The following is a 21493-nucleotide window of genomic DNA, read 5'->3' on the forward strand; positions in this document are numbered from 1 at the left end:
CGCGTTCCCAAGGACATACCCGGAAGGACGCTGATTTTTAGTGGCAATGCATGCCCTAAAGCACTACTAAGAGCCATATATTAAGTATATTTTTAAATAGATTGTGTTACAAAGATTATTTTTATATAATAAAAGTTTATATTGCTTATAATTTTTGTTTATAAATGCAGCCAGTGTAAGGACTAAAAGTTATATGTTAGAAGTTCAACGATCTCTGATGTGGCGCTATAAAGTTTCTATTTTCTCAGTTCTACTAGCGCTCCTACCGGGATTGTTGCTACGCTCGCTAAATGTAGACGTAGATATTTCACTCCTTTTTTGTGTAGCTGTTGTCTTCAGTAGCTGGTACTCGGGTTTAACTTCCGGTCTATTTGCTATCGTTCTATCATTAATTGCTATCTACTTTTTTGTATCACCTATCAACTTACTGGGAACCAGTCATATTTCCAACATACCAAATCTATTGGTATTTTGCGGGGTGGCACTATCGATTAACTGGTTAATTTCAAAACGCAAACAAGAGAACGCTTCGGTCCTGGATTTAACAAAGAGACAACAGGTAGATAAAGTTCTAGCACAAGAACAAGCAAATCACGAACTCGAACGCCAACGTCTTCGTGCGGTACTCGATATTTTACCTGTTGGTGTGTTTATTTCAGATTCTAAAGGACAGCTTCTAGAAAATAATTCAGCCGCAAGAGCTATTTGGGGTGATAGCGCTCCACTCGTAGAAGAGGTCGATCAGTACCAAAATTACAAGGGTTGGTGGGCAAATACGGGAAAACCCCTTGCTGCTCAAGATTGGGCATTAGCTCGTACCCTAGCTACGGGTGAGGCGGTGATTGCTGAAGAGGTTGATATTGAAACCTTTGACGGGCAGAGAAAAACTATCCTTAATTCTTCGGTAGCAATTCGAGATAAGACAGGAACTATTGTTAATGCTGTAGCAGTGAATGTAGACATTACCGATCGCAAACAAGTAGAAGCAACCCTACGCAAGAGTGAAGCGATCGCAAAAGCACGAGCCGAAGAACTTGAAATATTTATGGAAACGGTTCCGGCTGCAGTCTGGATTGCTCGCGATCCTCACTGTCATCACATGACAGCTAACCGAGCCGCGTATGAATTAATGAGAGTCCCACCGGGCTCTGTGATGACAGCGACTCCTCCTGATGGCAAATATACTTTTCCATGTAAAATTCAGAAAAATGGTCAAGACATTCCACTGAATGAGTTAGCCATGCAGCAAGCCTGTCGCAGGGGACAGGCTGTTGAGGCAGAATTTGAATTTATCTTTGATGAAAATGATATACGCTACATTTACGGAAAAGCTGTACCATTGCGAAATGATTCTGGTGCAGTGCGAGGATCGATCGGGGCATTTTTAGACGTAACAGATCGCAAGCAAGCAGAGGCTGAACGCCAGCAGTTAATGTCTTTGTTGCATCAGAAACAAGAATGGCTGGATTTGGCGCATGCAGCCGCTAAATTAGGTTGTTTTGACTGGAATTTGCAAACCAATGTCAATATTTGGTCAAAGGAATTAGAAGCTATATACGGTTTGCAGCCGGGAGAGTTTGGTGGTACCTACGAAGATTGGGCAAAATGGGTTCATCCAGATGATTTAGCTAAAGCAGTTGCAAAATTAGATCGATGCTGGAGCGCACGCACAAGCGAATTTTTTACTGACTTCCGCATTGTTAAGGGGGATGGAAGTCTTAGCTGGCTGCAGGTACGAGCCAGAATTTTCTACGATGATGCAGGTCAACCCTGGCGGATGGTAGGAGTTAATATCGACATTAGCGATCGCATACAAGCTGAAGAAGCATTGAGACGCAGCGAATTAATGTTCCGCACCCTAGCAGATACAATGCCGCAATTGTTCTGGATTACGCAACCCAATGGTTATCACGAGTACTTCAATCAACGCTGGGTGGAATATTCGGGAACAACATTAGAACAAGCACAAGGGAATGGATGGCAACACATTGTACACCCAGACGATGTAGAACGTACCAAGGACATTTGGCAAAGCAGTCTCCGTAGTGGAAAACACTATGATATTGAGTATCGTTTGCGACGGGCTTTAGATGGAGAGTACCGATGGCATCTAGGGCGGGCATTTCCACTGCGCGAGCAAGACGGTAGCATCGTGAAATGGTTTGGCTCCTGTACTGATATTCACGATCGCAAATTAGCAATAGAAGAACGCGCACAGGCTTTGGAAAGAGAACGGGCTGCTCGCATAGAACTCGAAAAAGCCAATCACATGAAGGATGATTTTTTAGCGATTGTCTCTCACGAGTTGCGCTCGCCACTCAACCCCATACTGGGTTGGGCAAAACTACTGAGGATGGGTAATTTGGATTCAAAAAAAACCACCCAAGCTTTAGAAATTATCGAACGCAATGCCAAATTACAAGCAAGGCTAATAGATGATTTGTTGGATGTTTCGCGGATTTTGCGCGGTAAACTCAGTTTGAGTCTCAGCCCGGTTGACTTAGTAGCTGCAATCAACGCAGCCTTAGAAACGGTACGTCTGTCAGCAGAAGCTAAATCAATAAAGCTGCTTTTGCAGCTTTCTTCCGACGCTCTCAAAGTCGAAGGAGATTGCAACCGCTTGCAGCAAGTTGTTTGGAACTTACTGACAAATGCAGTGAAATTCACTCCTGAAGGTGGACAAATCAAAATTTCCTTAGAGAAAGTTGGTTCTCAAGCCCAGATTCAAGTGAGCGATACAGGACAAGGAATTAGCCCGGACTTTTTACCTCACGTCTTCGATCGATTTCGACAAGCAGATAACGCGACGACTAGAAAATTTGGCGGATTGGGGTTGGGGTTAGCCATTGTGCGTCACCTCGTTGAACTGCATGGCGGAACTGTCAGAGTAGAGAGTCTTGGAGAAGGTATGGGAGCTACCTTTACAGTTTTGCTTCCTTTAATACCGACTGTCTCCCAAACAAGTACAAGCGATCGCAAACTTGTCTCTAGTTGTTCTCCAAATCTTAACGGCTTGCGGATCGTGGTTGTAGACGATGATATAGATTCTCTTGAATTGCTCGTTTTTATCCTCAAGCAGTATGGGGCTGAAGTGACGTCCGTCAACTCAGCAAGTGAAGCGCTAAAAGCAATTGCTCGGGTAAAACCCAATTTGTTATTTAGTGATATCGCTATGCCTGAGATGGATGGTTATCAACTCATCCAGAAAGTTAGAGAGATGGAGGTATTCCAAGAAGAGAAATTACCTGCGATCGCTCTAACTGCTTTTGCTGGGGAGGCGAATCATCAAAAGATCATCTCAGCTGGCTTCCAACAACACCTGACAAAACCTGTAGATCCAGCTGAATTGGCGAGCGCAATCGCCAAGTTTATGGTCACTCCCGTACAACCACTAACAACTAGCCACTAACTACTTACTACAAGTTGCAAGCTTAGTAGAAGCAAGCCAAAGACTATCAACTGTATAGTTGACAACCATTGATTCTTGTGTAGAGCTACAAGAAGCTTTAATTTTCAAAGCTTTGGCTTCATCTTTTACAAGCTTAGCTTGGTAACAGTACACAGAGCTATCTGGTTTTTCAAAAGTTATTTCACCCAGCACCATTTTTTCTTCTAAATTTTGCTGGATAATTTTACCTGTCACGTTGTAATCGAACCAATCCCATCCGTGGCGCAAGATCAGCTCTCTCTCTAAAACCTGAATTGCGTTTGGTAGAATTCCCCAGCCTCGGTAGACTTTTGTCAAGAAATCAATATCACCACTACGTGTCAAAATTGACTTAAATGATTCTTGGTCTAAACCACCATAGTATCTACCTGTTGGGAAATCTATAGCTGTTGGCGCAAACCGATGTCCTCCTATGTGGCTGGATTTCCAAACCCGAACGTTGTCCAACCCCAAACTCGAAACCGAGGTTGTTGCATGGAAGTAAAAGGGATTTCCATACCGAGCACAACAGCGATCGCGACTCCCATGGGTACAGATGAGTATATCTCTGGTTGTACTTGTTTCTACTTCACTGTCACTCCCACCACGCAACCACTTTTTGACAACAGTAGCAACTTGTTCGATATTTCTCAAGCAAAATTCTTGCTTGTGATATCCATTGCTCAGTCCCTCCTTTTTTTGATAAATCAACAGAGTTGTTTGTTCTACTTTATGGGATGAGTTATTGCTAATTAAAAGAAACGAGATGGGGAGTTTCTCTTGTTTTATTTCCTTCACCAACATTTGTAAATTCTCAGGAACCCATCGGGAATGTATTGCTTCTGGCGACCAAGGAGGAGGACATTCAACCAATATGTAAGTTTGGTAATTGCTAGCACTACCAATAATATCTTCTCCCGCTTCTCGTGAATTGTCAGAACAAAAGAAAGTATTCATCTACCTTTACTAGTTAATGTGTTTTGACGAACAAAAGGATATTACAAACAGAGATGGTCATCTTTAGCTACAGTCTCCCCTCTAAGCGCGAACGCATGCTATAAAAATGCACTTTCCATGCTAATTTTTCTTACCTTAGTGAGATTAGTACTGGCTTTTAAATTTGGGGTTTTTAGGATTTTTTCAGATGCAATTGGAAGATTTTAAACAGAGAAATTATAAAAACTACTCTTACTCTTCCTAAAAAACAAGTTGTCAATTCTCAAAAATAGTTTTTTTGTACAATTTCCTTTAAGAAATCGTTTGCGAAAAAATGATTTTAGTTTGTCTGTTAATAGGTACATATTGCAAAAAATTCTCAATTGTGTCTCAAAAAAAAGAAAGATGCCAATCCTAAACTTTGAGCGTTAATTGGCTGCTTGCCCAGCTAACACTCCTGTTTTCTATGCTTAATACTAAATATTAGCAACTACTGACCGTTAATGTCACTTTCTTCAGCATTAGCATTTCAGACCTTAAGAGGTACTTCTACTCAGCGGTTTCAGGATAATTGACTTAATTTTAACGCGAACTCTTCTGCCTTTCTAATGCTTTTAGACAGACATTGCAATATCCTGAGACACACTTTGTCTCAGACACTCTCAGTCACTTTTCCACACTATCTAAACTGTCTGAAAACTACGTCAACAGCCAGATAAGTGCTCATGGTACGACTCTAACTGAAGTCAATAACAAAAGCAAGTATTTGCTAATTTTTCTAATCTTTACTTAAGTTTTAAATGAAATTATACAAGTTAAGCTAATGTGAACCGGCATTAACTAGCTGAAAAGCCCTCTCAAAGAGAGTTTTGTCATCCGGATATAATATATGAATTATTCTCGATTCGTAGAAAAAAGGTGTTAATACTCCCCGTGAGTGGCTGGTGCTTTAAGTTGGTAACTCAGTAACTTTAAAATAATGAGTTGAAATTGCTTATGGCTGTAGCTTCTTTCCGCTTTTATGCAGAGTTAAACGATTTCTTGTCTACCCAGAAAAGAGAAGTTATTATAGAACATTACTTTACCGAACGAGCTTCGATAAAAGATACGATCGAAGCCTTAGGCGTTCCCCATCCAGAAGTTGATTGTATTGAGGTAAACGGTAACTATGTAGATTTTTCCTACATTGTTCGAGATAGAGATAAAATCAACATTTATCCAATTTCTGCTAAAGTTGCACAAAGCGCAAACATTTCAACAAGACCTCGACTCCCAAGTGTGATTCGGTTTGTTTTAGATATTCATTTAGGCAAATTGGCAACATCTTTACGCTTATTGGGTTTTGATACTTTGTACCGCAATGATTACGCAGATGAAGAATTAGCTCGTATCTCTAGCACCGAAGAACGAATTTTGTTAACTCGCGACCGTGGTTTGTTAATGAGAAGCATTGTAGTACATGGATATTACGTGAGAAACACCGATCCACAACTGCAAATTGTGGAAGTCATGCAACGCTTTAACTTGTATCAATTAGCATCCCCCTTTCAAAGATGTTTGCGCTGTAATGGGTTGCTTGAATCTGTACCCAAGGAAGCGATCGCAGAGCAATTACCAGAAAGCGTTCGTTTGCACGTTAACGAATTTTATCGCTGTCAAAACTGCAAACAGGTGTACTGGAAAGGGTCGCATTATGAAAAGTTGCAACAGTTTATTGATTTGCTAATGGTTAATGGCTAATAGCTAATGGCTGATGGCTAATGGCTGGTAGTTAATGGTTAATGGCTAGTGGCTGATGGCTGGTGGCTGATGGTTAATGGTAGATTAGCAATTAGCAATTAGCAATTAGCAATTAGCAATTAGCATTCATGACATTAATCTTAGCCCTTGATTTTGGTGGTACAAAGCTAGCAGCCGCAACTGTTAACGCTGGTTCGAGAGAATGGTTGGGTTACGAACGCTGTCTGTCACCTACAAATGCAAATGCTGATACGGATTTGGAGATCATGCGATCGCTCATTGCTTTGGTGCTACAAGGGAAAAAACCGGATGCGATCGGTGTTAGCTTTGGCGGACCTGTGGATGCAACAACTGGGACAGTGCGGCTGTCTCACCATGTCCCTGGGTGGGAGAATATACCTTTGCAGAAGTTGTTAGAGGAAGAATTTGGTGTTCGGTGCAGTGTAGATAATGATGCTAATGTTGCAGCTTTGGGAGAGCAATGCTTTGGCGCGGGTCAGGGGTGCGATAGTTTGTTTTATATGACTGTCAGTACTGGTGTGGGGGGCGGTTGGATAATTCATGGTTTACCCTGGCGGGGTGCGGAAGGGATGGCGGGTGAAATCGGACACGTGGTTGTCGATCCGTCGGGACCGCTTTGTTTGTGTGGGAAGCGGGGGTGTGTGGAAAGGTTGGCGTCGGGACCTTATATGGCAAAGGATGCAAGGGAGGCTTTATTGAATGAACCACACAGACGCGGAGGACGCAGAGGTGAGATTTTGAGGGAGTTGGTGGGAGATAATTTGGAGTTGATTACGGGGAAGGTAGTCAGTGAAGCAGCAGCGGGTGGGGATGAATTGGCTGTTGAGCTTTTGTACAGGGCGAGTTGGGCTTTGGGTGTAGGGATCGGGAATGTGGCTAATTTGATGAATCCGCAGCGATTTGTATTGGGTGGTGGTGTGACGAAAGCAGGGGAAAATTTTTGGGCTGCGTTAAAGAAGGTAGCGCGGGAGACTGCTTTACCAGAGGTACATTTTGAAATTGTTCCGGCTGTGCTTGGTGATGATGCGCCTTTGTGGGGGGCGGTGGCGCTTGCTAAAGTGGTGTTGTAGATTCAGTAGATACCCCAGATGTCTGAGAAGAATTATTTGAAGTAAAAACTTTTATGACTACCGATTTAACATCAAAAGTCTCTCCTGATTTTCTAACTGTGCTTTCTCAAGCAGTTGCTTTCTATCAAGGACAAACAAACCAACGTCCTTCTCCTGCATCCGTCGTCGATGCACTGCTGCAAGCAGAAAAAGCTGCCAAACAACAAAAACTGAATTATGCGTTTGAACCGCTTTTAGGCAAATGGCGGCTGTGTTTTACCACTGGAACTAAGAAATTGAGAAAGCGAGGGGGAATTGTGTTGGGTAAAGGCTTTTATATGCCTAAGTTAACTCCCGCTCATATTTCCTTTTGTACGGCTTCTCCAGAAGATAGCAATTTAGGCAAAGGAGCAATTACTAATTCCGTTCAATTGAGCCCAATCTTCCTAAAATTTGAGGGACTGGTGCAGTACTTAGGAAAAAAGAACTTGCTGGCATTTGATTTCACTCGCATACAACTGCAACTTTTTGGTCGAACCATTTACAGTGGAAATGTCAGAGGTGGTAAAGTTCAAGCTGAAAATTTTTACAACCAATCTATTGCTAAATTGCCCTTTTTTGCTTTCTTCTTAGTTACAGAAAACTTCATTGCAGCCCGTGGTCGTGGAGGTGGTTTGGCACTTTGGTTCAGAGAAAATTAAATATTTCCTGTTTCCTTTGCCTTGTGGTTCAAGGAAAAAACCAGATTCTGGAGATCTCGCAAGAAACTGATAGAAGCGAGAAGAGGATTAGCACGGTGTTATGAGTGTTATTAACATATAACTCATTCTACAAAAAATGACATCGTCCGAATGAATTAAGGCTGGCAAGCCGTTCTTTCAGAATTTTATGGTCTGCGGTCTAAAATGGCTTGCACTTGTGCGATGATTGCATCAACATCAATAGGCTTCTGTATCAATCCATCAACTCTGACATCGGAATTATCCTGAATATCGTTTTTGTCAACACCAGTGACTAGCAAAATAGGAAGAGAATTTAATTTATCCAATTTCCTGATGCGTCGAACAACTTCATAGCCGTCCATGTCTGGCATCATCACATCTAGTATCAGTAGGTCTGGCGGCTCGTCATCAGTTTCGATTTGAGCAAGTACAGCCAGACCAGAATCGGCAATCTCAACATAACAGTTTTCTGCCTCTAAAATCGTTTTGAGAAGCAGACAGTTGTCGGCAATATCATCGCAAATTAGTATACGCTTAATAGCAGCGGTCATTGGTTTTCTTAGGGGATTAATAGCTGATAACATTAGATTTACTCAAAAAAATCGCATTTTTTCAATCAAACTTTTTGTAGAAAATTACCAAGTGATAAAATTTCTCTAGCGTATGATGTACTGCCTTCAGGGTTTGAACCTTAGACACTAGCATAAGTGCGATAGATCTGTTAAGCGCGAGCATCAAACTCAGCTATCCCTACCCGTGTAGCGCAGCTTTTAGGTACGGGCAAGCATTTGCAATATTAGAATTAATTTTAGACTCACTTAGTTTTAAATTATCTGTCAATTTTTCAAGCTCCAACTCCTTTTTAGGGTTCCTTAGAAATTCATCTATTTTTTGTAATTGCTGCTCAATTATCTCGATGAGTTATTAACCCCGTTATTGTAAGTTAGACGTATGGAATAGCTACGATCGCGCTGTTTACGTGAAGCGATTGCGATCGTGTGGTTCGTAAAGATAAGCCATATCAGGACCTGAGGGGATAATTCCGCCCGGATTGAGAGGAAAAAGATTGCCATAATAATCCTGCTTTACACTTTCCACATCACAAGTGTCAGCAACACCAGGAAGTTGGTACAAATCACGCAGGTAAGCACTAAGATTTTGATAGTCTTTAATTCTTCTACGGTTGCACTTAAAAAGCCCGTAATATGCACTATCAAAACGAAAAAGTGTAGTGAATAGACGGACATCCGCTAATGTTACAGTTTCTCCACACAAGTATCGATTTGAACTCAGTGCATCCTCAATCTTATCTAAAGTTGTAAAGAGTTCATTGCAAGCGCGATCGTAAGCTTCTTGAGTTTGAGCAAATCCACAACGATAAACACCGTTATTGACACTTGTATATATCAGATCGTTCCAGTCATCAATTTTCTGTTTGAGTTCCTTCGGGTACAAATCCAAAGTCGGATTTTGAGCCAACTCGTTGAACTCTGAATTTAGCATTACGATAATTTCTGCGCTCTCATTGTTAACGATAGTTTTAGTCTGGTTATCCCATAAAACCGGAACCGTACACCGTCCGGTATAGCCCGTTTCAGCAAGCTGGTACAGTTCAGCAAGCGTGCGACAGTTTTCATACTCCCGCTCGAAGATCCAACCCCCTTCTATTGGAGAAGGATAAACTATAGTGACTTGTAGAACTTGTTCAAGACCTTTGAGTGCTCGCACAACAAGAGTACGGTGCGCCCAGGGACAGCTCATTCCTACTATCAAGCTGTAGCGATTTGCTGCGGGTAAATATTGATTGTCTGTCTCTGCTCTTACAAAGTTCCGAAAATAACTGCTCGGACGAATGTATTCTCCTGAGGTATTGCGGGGAGCAAGCTTGGACATCATCGTATGCCAAAGAGTGACCCAAACAAACTTCCCTAACTTGATTATAAGCTTTGGTGGAAGTGACTTTCTTTTGCTATTGGTCTCTACTTTCATGTAGCTATCTCAGTAAGTATTGATATTATTTTATACACTGATTTCAAGAAGAAAAACTGTTTTTTTTGCCAGTCTATAATAGAATAACCGTTCTATAAACTCAATTATTTGTTACATCTACTTAGCTAACACCTAAGACACTCTAATGTATATTCTTTAATAAAGATTAATATTATAGTATGCTTTGCTGCCTAAACCCTGAGTGCTCTCAGCCTATAAATCCAGATGGAACAAAGTTCTGCGTAAATTGCGGAGCAGAATTAGTCTATTTACTAAGAAATCGTTACCGCGTTATTAAACCATTGGGAGGGGGAGGATTTGCTCGTACTTATCTTGCAGAGGATATGGATAAGTTGGATGAGCATTGTGTTGTCAAACAACTAGCACCACAAGTTCAAGGGAGCTGGTCGCTGAAAAAAGCAACAGAATTATTTCAGCAAGAAGCAAAACGACTGCAACATTTAGGAGAGCATCCTCAAATTCCTCATTTATATGCCTATTTTAAGCAAGATGACTATCTGTACTTAGTGCAGCAATTTATCAAAGGGCAAAATTTGTTGGAAGAGTTAAAGCAGCAGGGGGTATTTGATGAAGTAAAAATTCGAGGTTTTCTGTATGATTTATTACCCGTTATTGCAGCAGTCCATCAGCAACAGGTAATTCATCGAGATATCAAACCAGAAAATATCCTTCGCCGGGAAAGTGATGGGAGATTGGTGCTTATTGATTTTGGAGTAGCAAAGCACAAGACAAACACGGTAGTGACAAACCATCAACCGGGAACATATATTGGTTCTTTTGGTTATGCACCGCTTGAGCAAATGCAAAAGGGTGAGGCTTATCCATCTAGCGATCTTTATAGTTTGGGAGGGACTTGCTTTCATCTGCTCACTAATGCTCATCCCATAGATATATGGTTGAGAGAGGGCTATGGCTGGGTTTCCAGATGGCGACAATACGTACAACAACCCATCAGTCAGGAATTAGCGCACATTATTGATAAGTTGTTGCAAGTTCATCATGAAGAGCGCTATCAATCAGCAAGGGCTGTTTTACAAGATTTAAATTTTAACCTACTACCGCAACAATATTCTGGGACATCACAACTCAGCTCGTTTTCCACAGTCCTGTCACCGCACCAACCTTCAACAATTCCCTCATACACTCAACCACCAGACCCATCTTTGCATCTCAAGAAACTACTTCCCTCAGCAGTGATTGCAGGATCGGGAAGCTCATTTTTGGCTCTTATCCTTCTGAGTTTTTTAGAAACAGTTTGGATGAGTTCTGGAATCTGGTTACTGCTTTTAGGAACTATTATCTTTTTTCAAGCTCTCTCAATTTCCGAAAAAACCTATTTGTTTGTTGTTTCTGCAATTACAACATTATTCATTTTCCTGGTTTACCAAAGCCTGTCGTTTTCCAATCTGCTCCGCTCCGGTCTAAATGGGTTGGGCGTTTTTGTACTGCTAGTTCTTCTTGCTGGATTATTATCTTTTGCTCTTATCAATTTGTCACAACTTTTAAACAAATTGATTTCCAATTATTTTTAAACTCCGGTTAGGGAACTTACCCAATCCCTATTCCTTCCCCTATTTTCAAGCGAGTATATAAATTTTATTTTAGGTTCGTTATATGAATGAGAAAGAAAACATCAGGTTGCTTGCTTCTTTTTTGATAGCTGGTTCGCTCATAGCAGGCATTTTGTGGTTGCTAGGTAGAGTTGTCAGTCCAAAACAAACGAACAATCAAATACCAAATTCGGGCTCGCTCAATGCATCCTCAAATGATAACATGAGTTTGGGTGAGGAAATTTTTATTACTAAGAACAATTCTACTGAAAAAGCTGAAGGGAGTAAAGCATTTGCCAAAGGTGATTTTTCCACTGCTGTGCGGCAATTTACCACAGCTTTGAACAAGAATCGTAACGACCCCGAGACTTTAATTTATTTAAATAACGCTAATGCAGAATTAAATAAAAGTCAGACAAAAGCACCTATAAAAGTTGGTGTTATTTTGCCACTCGGAACAGTAGACCAAGCAGAAGAGACTTTACGCGGGGTAGCTCAAGCTCAAGACGCGCTTAATAACAGCCGTGACAAAATTAATGGCGCTTGGTTGCAACTTCAAATTGCCGCAATTTCAAATTTTAGAGACACTCAGGCTATTGAAAGTCTAAATCGTCAGTTAATTGACGATCCAAGAATTTTAGCCGTAGTAGGGTTTACTCGCGAGCCGTCTATTTATAACGATCGCAAGTTGGTAATGGTTTCAACCGCCAATCTAAGTTCCAGACAATCATTTCAGGGACAACAGTATGTATTTTACGCGACTCCCAGCCCTGATATTTTTAGCGATAAGCTAGCTGAATATATCGTGGAAAAAACTGGTATAAAAAATATAGCTATTTGTAAAGACTCATCATCACAACAAACACAAGACAGATCCAGAGAGCCAAGTGTCAACCGAGAGACCCTCATAAAACTACACCAAGACTCTATTAAAAGTAGTAAATATAGCGGTAAAGTCACCAATACAAATTGTGATTTTAGCGATAGCACTCCGGTCAGTGATATTTTAAAAAGAGCCAGAACAGATGGCGCTGAAGGTTTGCTATTATTCCCCGGTTACCGCTCGATTAACAATCCAAACTCAAAGTTTTTCGAGTTGTTACGAGAAAATAAAATACAAGGGGAACTCCCACTGTTTGGTTCTCAAATGATGTACAACAGCAGAATGTTGAAGTATGGAAAAGAAAACCTCAACAAAATGGTTTTAGCTGTACCATGGCATTGGGATGCAAATCCAGACAATCCCTTCTCCACAGAAGCTTCTCGTCTTTGGGGTGGTGAAGTTAGCCCCCGTACTGCGATCGTATATGACGCACTTCAAGCAATTATTACAGGCTTGAGAGAAGACAGTACTCGTGAGGGTTTACAAAAGACACTTTCTAAACCAGACTTTGTAGCGTTTGGTGCAGCAGGAAGAATTAAGTTTTCACCTGCAGGTGTTCGCGATCGCGAGGGAGGAGTTTTTCTTGTCAGAGTTGAACCCTGTTCTTCAGGTAGGGGTTGCGACCAAGATTCTCAACTGCGTTTTAATTTAATAAAAAATTGATATGGCTAATTGCTAATGGCTAATGGCTAATAGCTAATTGCTAATTGCTAATGGTTGTAGTGTTAAACTATTAGCTATGGCAATCCTATTTGATCTGTGAAATACATATAGGGAAGCAACCCTCGTGCATTAGTTTCCTCGCGCCCAAAGGAGTGGCGTAATACCCACTAAAATCTCTGGTAGGCATTGCCCACCAGTACTAATGATTAATTTTTCTCATACTAAACTATTAGCTATTAGCCATTAGCTATTAGCCATTAGCTATTAGCCGTTTTAACAAAATCCTGCGAAATAAGTGAATTCAACTGTGTCCACAATTGCAAATCGGTGAAATCTGGAATGGTCATAAATGCCCCAATTGCTAAGAGAACATTTGGGTCGTGGGTGGAGGTTACACCAATGGTGGGAATACCAGCACTCACAGCAGAACGAATTCCAGATGGTGAGTCTTCTAGTGCGATCGCTTGTTCTGCTGTTATATTTAACTGCTCCAGCGATACTTGGTAAGGGGCTGGGTCTGGTTTGCCTGCTATGCAATCTTCTCCTAAGACAACTGTATCAAATACGTTCTGAATATCCAAAACTTCTAACATAAATTGTACGTTTAGTTTTGGCGCGTTTGTGACTAAAGCACGTTTGAGTTTGTGTGTATCTGTCCATGCAATGAGTTCTGCAAATCCATTCATGGGTTTGAGAATTTCTCTAGCTTTTTGCCGGAAAAGTTCTTCTTTATCGTCTGCAAATTTTGCACCTGCTTCTGATGATAATTGTGGTAGCAAGTCTTCTATAATTTGTGGATTTGTCCGCCCGCTTATTCGGGATTTATAAAATGTTTCGTCAATGTCTATACTATAATTCATTAGCATTTCCCGCCACGCTTGGTAGTGTATTGGGTCAGTATTGGCAATAGTTCCATCAAGATCAAAAAGAATTGCTGCCAGCATGGTTTCTACCGTGTAAACTCTTGTAAAGTTTCTTTAAATAGTTTACACTCTTTTTTCCAAATTTGTTATTTGACAACATTGATTGAGAAGAAAAAACTATAATTAATTATCCAAATTGTGACAACCTATAAGATGCGAGTAGGGGGTGTCGGGTAAGTATACCCTTACTCGTTTCCTTTTTTTGAGTTAAAGTCAAAGATTTTCTGTATAGTCCAATGCCAACCGCAAAAAAGTCTTTTCGTGTCGATGCTTTACAGGTACAGGTTTACAACTCCGAACTCGAACTGGCGCAGGATGTTGCAGAAACAACACAACAGTATTTACAAAACATCCTCCTAGAGAAAGAAACGGCTGTTTTATTATTAGCAACAGGGAACTCTCAACTTAAATTTCTTGATGCTTTGAGCGCAAATGGTGGTATAGATTGGTCGCGAATTATCTTGTTTCATTTAGATGAATACTTGGGTATTGAATCTGACCATTCTGCAAGTTTCCGCCACTATTTACGAGAACGTGTTGAAAAGCGAGTGAATCCTAAAATATTTCACTACATTGAAGGTGATACAATGCAACCTTTAAGAGAGTGCGATCGCTACACTAAATTACTGCAAGCACAACCTATAGATTTGTGCTGTCTTGGTATTGGCGAAAACGGACATCTCGCTTTTAACGATCCTGCTGTCGCTGATTTTAACGATCCCCATGCAGTCAAACTTGTGAAGCTAGATGATGTTAACCGCCAACAACAAGTCAGTACGGGTTACTTCTCAAAATTAGAAGCTGTTCCCCAATATGCTTTTACCGTAACTATCCCTTTGATTTGTTCCGCTCGCAAAATTATCTGTCTAGCACAAGGAAAACGTAAAGAGAAAATCGTACAACAGATGTTGTATGGTGATGTGACAGTTGATTGTCCTGCTTCTATTCTTCGCACGTGCGATTCAGCAACATTATTTTTGGATGTCGATGCTGCTAGGCGACTTCGTTAATCGGGACATTAAAAACATAAATCACACTAAATTTACAGCAATTTTCTGTAAGGTAGGTACGGCTTGATCTTATACTAAATCCTTTTTTATAACCCCAATAAGCCCTAGTGATTAGAAATCACGGCTATACAAACGAAGTCCCTCCGGGTTCGCCAGTCGCCAGGGCGCGGGAAACCCGCCTTCAGCACTGGTCTCACCGCCTACGCGGACTAAATTATAAAGGGGGTATAAGACGCGGATTTAGTATTAAATGCCTTTATAATAACCTTTTGAAAGGTAATCCCCACGTTACGAATTGTGGTTTATTCATCTAAAAAACACTATAAGGCAGAGCTATTTTATTCTAAAATCTCACGTTTTGCGCTACTGGTTTTAGTTCTCCCAAAATACGTATTTTTGAGAGGTAGATACGGTTGAAAAATTGCTGTATTGACCAAAAATACTCGGTTCTTCCGCTATAGCCAGTTGGTGAGTGGTTAATAAAATAGCGCAACCAGAAGTTACTATCTCTTTTTCTTTTGCATAACTCGTCGGTAATCTTCTGGTAGGAAAGGAGTAAAATCGCGAGCCGTAAATAACTCATAAGTATTTTTACGTATATTTTATAGAAAATCAAAAATTTATAAAACGTAAAAATTGATATTTGTTAAATTTAGAACAATTATTTATAAATCTTCAAAGCCCTTTTTTATTTCAATAAATTTTAATGAAAACTATTAAAAATGTTGTCAATAAACAGCTTTTAACATGACTGAGAGATTGCAAAACTACATATTTCATCTTTTGTATAAAATCTTGAGAGTATAAAAATCATAAAAATGTAACTTTTATTCAAATTTACCATCTGTTATTTCTTACAGTATGGCGTAATATTTAGTACTATTACTTAAACTTACTTAAGCGTATCGTTATATTTTTTCTGAAATAATTGCACTACATAAAAGTTCTGACCGCTTGTTAGTTGAGCAAATTGTTACCACCTCCTAGCGAGCGCTCGTAACTGTGCAACCTTAATTAACCAGGGAATATCTAGCAATGAACAAAATAAGCAGGCGTGAAGCGCTGAAGATTGCAGCGCTTGCAGGAGGTTCTATTTTACTTCCCGTAGGGCTTCAGTATCGGGGATATGCTCAAAGAACTGATGAAAGAGTTGAACCGTTCGTGCTTCCCTTTCATACACCACCCGTATTAAATCCTGTACTCAGTGATTCTACCACCGATTATTACCAAATTGTCATGCAAAAGGCTCAAGTAGGAGTCCTACCTGGGAGAACAACTGAGATTTGGGGTTACAACGGTACGTTTCCCGGTCCTACAATCAGACAAAGTAGAAATCGACAATCTATTGTTAGGTATATCAACAATCTTGACGTAGATACCTCAGTTCATTTACACGGTATGCCATCGTTACCCCAGTATGACGGTTATGCTGAGGATTTGATTCCTCCGGGGTACTACAAGGATTATGTCTATCCCAATCCTACTTCTGCTATTTTGTGGTACCACGACCACGCTCTCGGTCAAACTTCTCGAAATGTCTATATGGGTTTGGCTGGAATGTATCTTGTTCAAGATAATGAAGAGCTGAGTTTGCCACTCCCTAAAGGCGATCGCGATATTCCTCTGATTATTCATGATAAACAATTCGGTTCTGATGGGTCATTAATTTTTGACGACCAAGGACAGCACAGTTTAATGGGGGAAGTCATTACAGTTAACGGTGTTCCTTGGCCTCGTATGGAGGTTGCAAACTGTAAATATCGTTTTCGAGTTTTAAATGCATCTATTTCTCGCTCTTACAGGCTTGCTTTGAGTACGGGTGATGACTTGATTGTCATTGGTACAGATGCTGGATTGATGAGTGCGCCAGCCAATACTCAGAATATGCGTCTTGGAATGGCAGAAAGATATGACATAATCATCGATTTTTCTAAATATCCCGTAGGGTCTCAGGTTGTACTGCAAAATCTTGGGCTTCCCAACAACGATAATTTTGGCAACACAAATGTCATCATGCGCTTTGATGTGGTGCGTTCTGAAGTTGATAACAGTTCAATTCCCAATACACTACGCAATATTCAATTTCTGACGGAATCCTCAGCAGTGCGAACTCGTAACTTCACATTTGACCATATAAATGGTGTGTGGGTCATCAACGGTAACGGTTGGAATCCAAATCGAGTAGATGCCAATCCACAATTAGAAGAAGTAGAAATTTGGAGCCTGCACAATCCTTCTGGTCTTTGGTTTCATCCAGTTCACCTTCACCTCATCGATGCTCAAATTCTCGATCGCAATGGAGTACCGCCTTTTCCTTACGAACGTGGTTTGAAGGATGTGTTCTATGTTGGTGAAAACGAAACAGTACGAATCATTGGCAGATTTAGACCTCAACTAGGTAAATATATGTACCATTGCCACAACATGGTTCACGAAGACCACGACATGATGAGCCAATTTGAAATAGGACAAAGTGGGATAAATCCAAGGTCAGCGCCAGCACAGCCGCTCTAATTAAGGATGAAGTATCAAGGATAAAGGATGAAATATGAATCTTTCATTCTTTATCCTTGACACTTCATGAAACGTTTACCCAAAAATCAGCAGTATTAATTTTGCCATTGCGATTAAACTGAACCCAAAGTTTATATGTTCCTGGCTGCGGAAAACTCGTTTGAAAAGCTATTTGTCCATTACCAGTCTCTTTGAGAGCACGAGCACGGATATAATCTGGTGTTGAAAGTGGATATGAGCTTTTTAAAATGACTAAATGCCCTTTTTCTCCCAAATACGGTTCCAAACCCTTAGCTGGTTGATTGTTTGCAGTTTCCCGAACATCAAACGTTAAGGTTACTTCTTTACCAGCCTTGAGAGCTGGTTCAGATATTTTTAAATTGACTTTAGTATCATTTAATATCTTGGTTGTGTTAAACTTTTCTAAATCCTTGGGAAGCGGAACTGAACCTGGAATTTTCAGTGACATGAGGGAAACTTGTTCTTTTTGTCCGGATGGTTTGTAATCGCTAAAAATTTTATACTCACCCGGTGTGGGAAAAGTTGTATTAACCTCAAAGCGTCCATTTCCTTTATATGTAGGGTGAATGAAATCGAATGATTGCAAGTCATCCCTAACGACAATCAAGTGCATGGTCTTTTCTGGAAAAGTGTCAAAATTTGTGACGAATTTTCCTTGAGAGTCTTGAACCTCAATAACTAATGAGGTAGGCTGATTCCGAGCAAGATTTTTAGGAGCTGTTAATTTTGCCTGAGTTGTGGAGCTGTCTCCACGGTGCGTTTGTTCTGTTGAATATCCGTTCTGAGATGATGCTCCAGATTTGGTAAAAGAACCGCATGCAGAAGTTAAGAACAAAACCGCGATCGCAACAACTCTCGTTAAGTAATATTTCATAAAAAATTTGTCTTTTATCTTTTGTTAGTGGATAAGAATTATTCTCCCTTGTCCTCTTGTCTCCTTTGTCGCTTTATCGTCCTTTTCCCACTCCAAAAATCAGAGATCCGTAGGCTATGACCCAGCTATGATTTAAGGCGAGGCGTTGGCATCAGTATTCTTACGCTTTGCATCAGACCAAGAAAAGATGAAAATTCATAGATTACCATTCCGAACATTTATTTATAGCACTTAGTTTCTAAGCTTAATGCTGTTTTTACATTTAGTTAGAGTTTTTTCGGCTGTGGAATTGTGTATGTTCGCGATCGCTTTTAGTGGATTCTATTTGATAGAAGTATGGACACTATGGCATTCTGACTTCTGGCTCTCAAGTTTTATCAAAATCTTGATGGCGATGGTGTCAGTTGTTATTGCTGTACAGTTCGTCGCTTTATTACCTAAACCCCAGACTTCATCCGTTCCATCTCAACTAGAAAAAGCACGTGAGGAACTAGAAGCACGATTTCAACAACAGATAGGGGATTTAATAGAATTTAATAAATCGCTGCAAGCCGAAATTACCGAATACAAGCAGCGAGAAGCATTTTTGCAAGAGAGTGAAGCGCGGTTTCGCCTCATAGCTTACACAGCCCCCGTGATGATTTGGGTGTCTGATATCGAAAGGCTTTGCAATTACTTCAATAAAGTTTGGCTGGAGTTTACTGGAAGAACAATTCAACAAGAAATCGGTTATGGCTGGTTGGAATCAATTCATCCTGAGGATAAAGAGCGTTGTTTTCTTACCCGTACTACAGCTTTTGATGCTCGGCAAAGCTTTAAAATGGAGTACCGACTGAGACGAAAGGATGGTGAGTACCGTTGGATCTTAGATACAGGTATGCCACACTATACGGAGAATAATACCTTTGCTGGCTATATTGGCTCTTGCGTTGATATTACCGAACACAAGCAAGCAGAAGAACAGATCCAAGCATCTTTACTCGAAAAAGAAGTTCTTTTAAAGGAAATTTATCATAGAGTTAAAAATAATTTACAAGTCATTTCTAGTTTGCTGAATCTCCAGTCAGAATATATTAAGGACAAAGATGACCTAGAAATATTCCAACAAAGCCAAATGCGAATTGAATCTATGGCTTTGATCCATCAAAAATTGTACCAATCGCAAGATCTTGCAAGAATTGATTTTGGTGAGTATATTCGAGATTTAGTAGCAAGTTTATTTAGTTCTTACGAAGTCAACACAAACGTGATTTCGCTTACAGTCAATGTCGAGCGCGTATTATTAAGCTTAGATGCAGCTATCCCTTGCGGCTTGATTATCACGGAACTTGTTTCCAATTCCCTAAAATACGCCTTCCCTAAAAGTAAAACAGGAGAAATTTCGATAGAGCTTCAGGTAGAAAATAATAATGTGTTGAACCTGAAAGTTCGTGACAATGGTATTGGTTTACCCAAAAAATTTGATTTAAAAAATACAACATCATTAGGATTGCAGTTAGTAGATGCTTTAACAAATCAGTTGTCTGGCAATATAAAAATAAAGTCTGCTGATGGAGTTGAGGTTGAAATTGTATTTCCCGTATTGGAGAAAAATTTAACTTGGAGAAAAAAATGACACTGAAAACAATTTTAGTTGTGGAAGATGAGGGAATAGTTGCTAAAGATTTACAAAAACGTCTGCTCAAACTGAGCTATCACGTACCTGCTATTGCCTCTTCAGGAGAAGAAGCCATCCAAATAGCTGAAAAAATCAATCCAGATCTTATATTAATGGATATTAGATTAAAAGGAAATATAGATGGTATCGAGGCAGCTAAAGAAATTCAAAATCATCTTGATATTCCAATTATTTATTTAACCGCGTATGCAGATGATAATACATTGGAAAGAGCGCGTTTAACAGAACCATTTGGTTATGTCCTCAAACCTTTTAAAGAAAAAGAATTACATACGACAATTGAAATAGCTTTAAGCAAGCATCGGAAAGAAAGGCAACTCAAGGAAAATCAAAAAGGACTCGTAACTGCTGTCACTAGGATAAGTGATGGTGTGATTGTTTGCAATCGCCAACAGTCTGTCACTTTTATAAATCCTATGGCTGAGAAAATTACGGGATACCGACAAGAAGAAGCATTTGGAAGAAATTTATCAGAAATATTTAAAATTGTTCCTACAAAAAATCGCGACCAAAACCATAATATAATAGAGTCGCTTCAAGAAGAAAAAGTTCTTTTATCGGAAGAAACAACTCTCATTTCTCAGGATAGTCAAGAAGTACAAATTGAATATTGTACGGCATCAATAAAAAACGATCTAGGTAATATTATTGGCTCACTTGTCATTTTTCGAGATATGACAGAGCGAAATTTAGCTAGTGAAGCAAGCCAAAAGCAACTAGAACAAGAGCAAGTCTTAGCAAAATTATCAGAAATCAATCAATTTAAAGACGAATTTTTATCTATTGTGTCTCACGAATTACGCGCTCCTCTATCTAATATTAGAATGGCAATTCAACTCCTACAAAATACGGGAATTGGCGAGCACGGTCAGCAGTATATCAACATTCTTAGAGCAGAGTGCGATCGCGAGATGACTTTGATCAACGATTTGCTAGATTTGCAGAAAGCAGAATCAGGAACAACTCATCATTTAAATCCCGAGCCATTAGAATTACAAACTTGGGTAACAAACATTGTTGATGGTTTCTCCGCCCGCATTCAGGAACATCAGCAAAAGTTACTGTTGAGTATTCCCCCTGAAGTACCACCCTTAATTTCTGATAACGCGTGTTTAACACGAATTGTAGGAGAATTGTTAAATAATGCTTGTAAATATACTGCTATAGGTGGTGAGATTGCAGTTAGCATTCGGAACGATGTTTCTACGTCCAGTACTATTATTACTATTAGTAATTCCACAGAAATTCCCTCCACAGCCTTACCAAAAATCTTTGATAAATTCTACCGGGTTCGCAGCCCTCAATTTAAGAGACAACCAGGTACTGGTTTGGGGCTAGCTTTGGCGCAAAAACTGATCGAACAATTGCTAGGGACTATTGAAGTTGAAAGTGTTGGTGGATGGACAAAATTTACTTTAACATTGAACAATTTAGCAGTCATCAATGAGCAATAACCGTGCAATCCGCCCACG

At 40.1% G+C, this 21493-nt stretch carries 15 protein-coding genes; 10 read left to right on the forward strand and 5 right to left on the reverse strand.

The window, feature by feature from the left end; all coding sequences use genetic code 11:
• Positions 1-193: 193 nt before the first annotated feature.
• Positions 194-3409, forward strand: coding sequence for a hybrid sensor histidine kinase/response regulator (locus HC643_RS29550; protein WP_038076873.1), 3216 nt, complete (start codon positions 194-196; stop codon positions 3407-3409).
• Here HC643_RS29550 and HC643_RS29555 read toward each other — a convergent pair whose 3' ends face one another.
• Positions 3410-4384, reverse strand: coding sequence for a sucrase ferredoxin (locus tag HC643_RS29555; protein ID WP_038076876.1), 975 nt, complete (start codon positions 4382-4384; stop codon positions 3410-3412).
• A gap of 975 nt (positions 4385-5359) precedes the next feature.
• On the opposite strand from HC643_RS29555, the gene HC643_RS29560 reads away from it, so the two are divergent.
• The 3 genes from HC643_RS29560 to HC643_RS29570 all read left to right on the forward strand — a co-directional run bounded on the left by HC643_RS29560 (position 5360) and on the right by HC643_RS29570 (position 7874).
• A complete protein-coding gene (locus tag HC643_RS29560; RefSeq protein WP_038076881.1) occupies positions 5360-6103 on the forward strand; it encodes a Mut7-C RNAse domain-containing protein in 744 nt (247 codons plus the stop codon).
• A 128-nt stretch (positions 6104-6231) separates the two neighbouring features.
• A complete protein-coding gene (locus tag HC643_RS29565) occupies positions 6232-7194 on the forward strand; it encodes an ROK family protein (protein ID WP_038076883.1) in 963 nt (320 codons plus the stop codon).
• Between the two features lie 53 nt (positions 7195-7247).
• Positions 7248-7874, forward strand: a complete 627-nt coding sequence (locus HC643_RS29570) for a hypothetical protein (RefSeq protein WP_038076886.1) — start codon at positions 7248-7250, stop codon at positions 7872-7874.
• A gap of 185 nt (positions 7875-8059) precedes the next feature.
• Here the strand turns inward: HC643_RS29570 and HC643_RS29575 are convergent, their stop codons facing one another.
• Both HC643_RS29575 and HC643_RS29580 read right to left on the reverse strand, forming a co-directional pair.
• Positions 8060-8479 carry a response regulator gene (locus HC643_RS29575; protein WP_419723333.1) on the reverse strand — a complete coding sequence of 140 codons (420 nt, stop codon included), beginning with the start codon at positions 8477-8479 and terminating at the stop codon, positions 8060-8062.
• A 391-nt stretch (positions 8480-8870) separates the two neighbouring features.
• Positions 8871-9884 (reverse strand): glutathione S-transferase family protein, encoded by a 1014-nt coding sequence (locus HC643_RS29580; RefSeq protein WP_038076894.1) that lies wholly within the window; start codon positions 9882-9884, stop codon positions 8871-8873.
• Between the two features lie 179 nt (positions 9885-10063).
• On the opposite strand from HC643_RS29580, the gene HC643_RS42430 reads away from it, so the two are divergent.
• Both HC643_RS42430 and HC643_RS29590 read left to right on the forward strand, forming a co-directional pair.
• Complete coding sequence (locus HC643_RS42430) at positions 10064-11437, forward strand: serine/threonine-protein kinase (protein ID WP_050046734.1); 1374 nt, start codon at positions 10064-10066, stop codon at positions 11435-11437.
• Positions 11438-11519: 82 nt separating this feature from the next.
• Entirely contained in the window at positions 11520-13001 is a 1482-nt protein-coding gene (locus HC643_RS29590; RefSeq protein ID WP_050046733.1) for an ABC transporter substrate-binding protein, read from the forward strand.
• Positions 13002-13258: 257 nt separating this feature from the next.
• Here the strand turns inward: HC643_RS29590 and HC643_RS29595 are convergent, their stop codons facing one another.
• Positions 13259-13945: an HAD family hydrolase gene (locus tag HC643_RS29595; RefSeq protein ID WP_038081987.1), complete on the reverse strand. Its 687-nt coding sequence runs from the start codon at positions 13943-13945 to the stop codon at positions 13259-13261.
• Between the two features lie 215 nt (positions 13946-14160).
• Between HC643_RS29595 and HC643_RS29600 the strand changes: the two genes are divergently transcribed.
• Complete coding sequence (locus tag HC643_RS29600; RefSeq protein WP_038081986.1) at positions 14161-14934, forward strand: glucosamine-6-phosphate deaminase; 774 nt, start codon at positions 14161-14163, stop codon at positions 14932-14934.
• A gap of 1035 nt (positions 14935-15969) precedes the next feature.
• Positions 15970-17448 (forward strand): multicopper oxidase family protein, encoded by a 1479-nt coding sequence (locus HC643_RS29605; RefSeq protein WP_050046732.1) that lies wholly within the window; start codon positions 15970-15972, stop codon positions 17446-17448.
• A gap of 64 nt (positions 17449-17512) precedes the next feature.
• Here the strand turns inward: HC643_RS29605 and HC643_RS29610 are convergent, their stop codons facing one another.
• A complete protein-coding gene (locus HC643_RS29610) occupies positions 17513-18343 on the reverse strand; it encodes a hypothetical protein (protein ID WP_038081984.1) in 831 nt (276 codons plus the stop codon).
• 247 nt (positions 18344-18590) lie between these two features.
• On the opposite strand from HC643_RS29610, the gene HC643_RS29615 reads away from it, so the two are divergent.
• Together HC643_RS29615 and HC643_RS29620 are read left to right on the forward strand one after the other, a co-directional pair.
• Positions 18591-19958, forward strand: coding sequence for a sensor histidine kinase (locus tag HC643_RS29615; protein ID WP_167844772.1), 1368 nt, complete (start codon positions 18591-18593; stop codon positions 19956-19958).
• Entirely contained in the window at positions 19955-21475 is a 1521-nt protein-coding gene (locus HC643_RS29620) for a hybrid sensor histidine kinase/response regulator (RefSeq protein ID WP_038081981.1), read from the forward strand. The genes HC643_RS29615 and HC643_RS29620 overlap by 4 nt, the downstream gene beginning before the upstream one ends.
• The last annotated feature ends 18 nt before the right edge of the window (positions 21476-21493 follow it).

The organism is Tolypothrix bouteillei VB521301 (assembly GCF_000760695.4).
Lineage (GTDB): Bacteria > Cyanobacteriota > Cyanobacteriia > Cyanobacteriales > Nostocaceae > Scytonema > Scytonema bouteillei_A.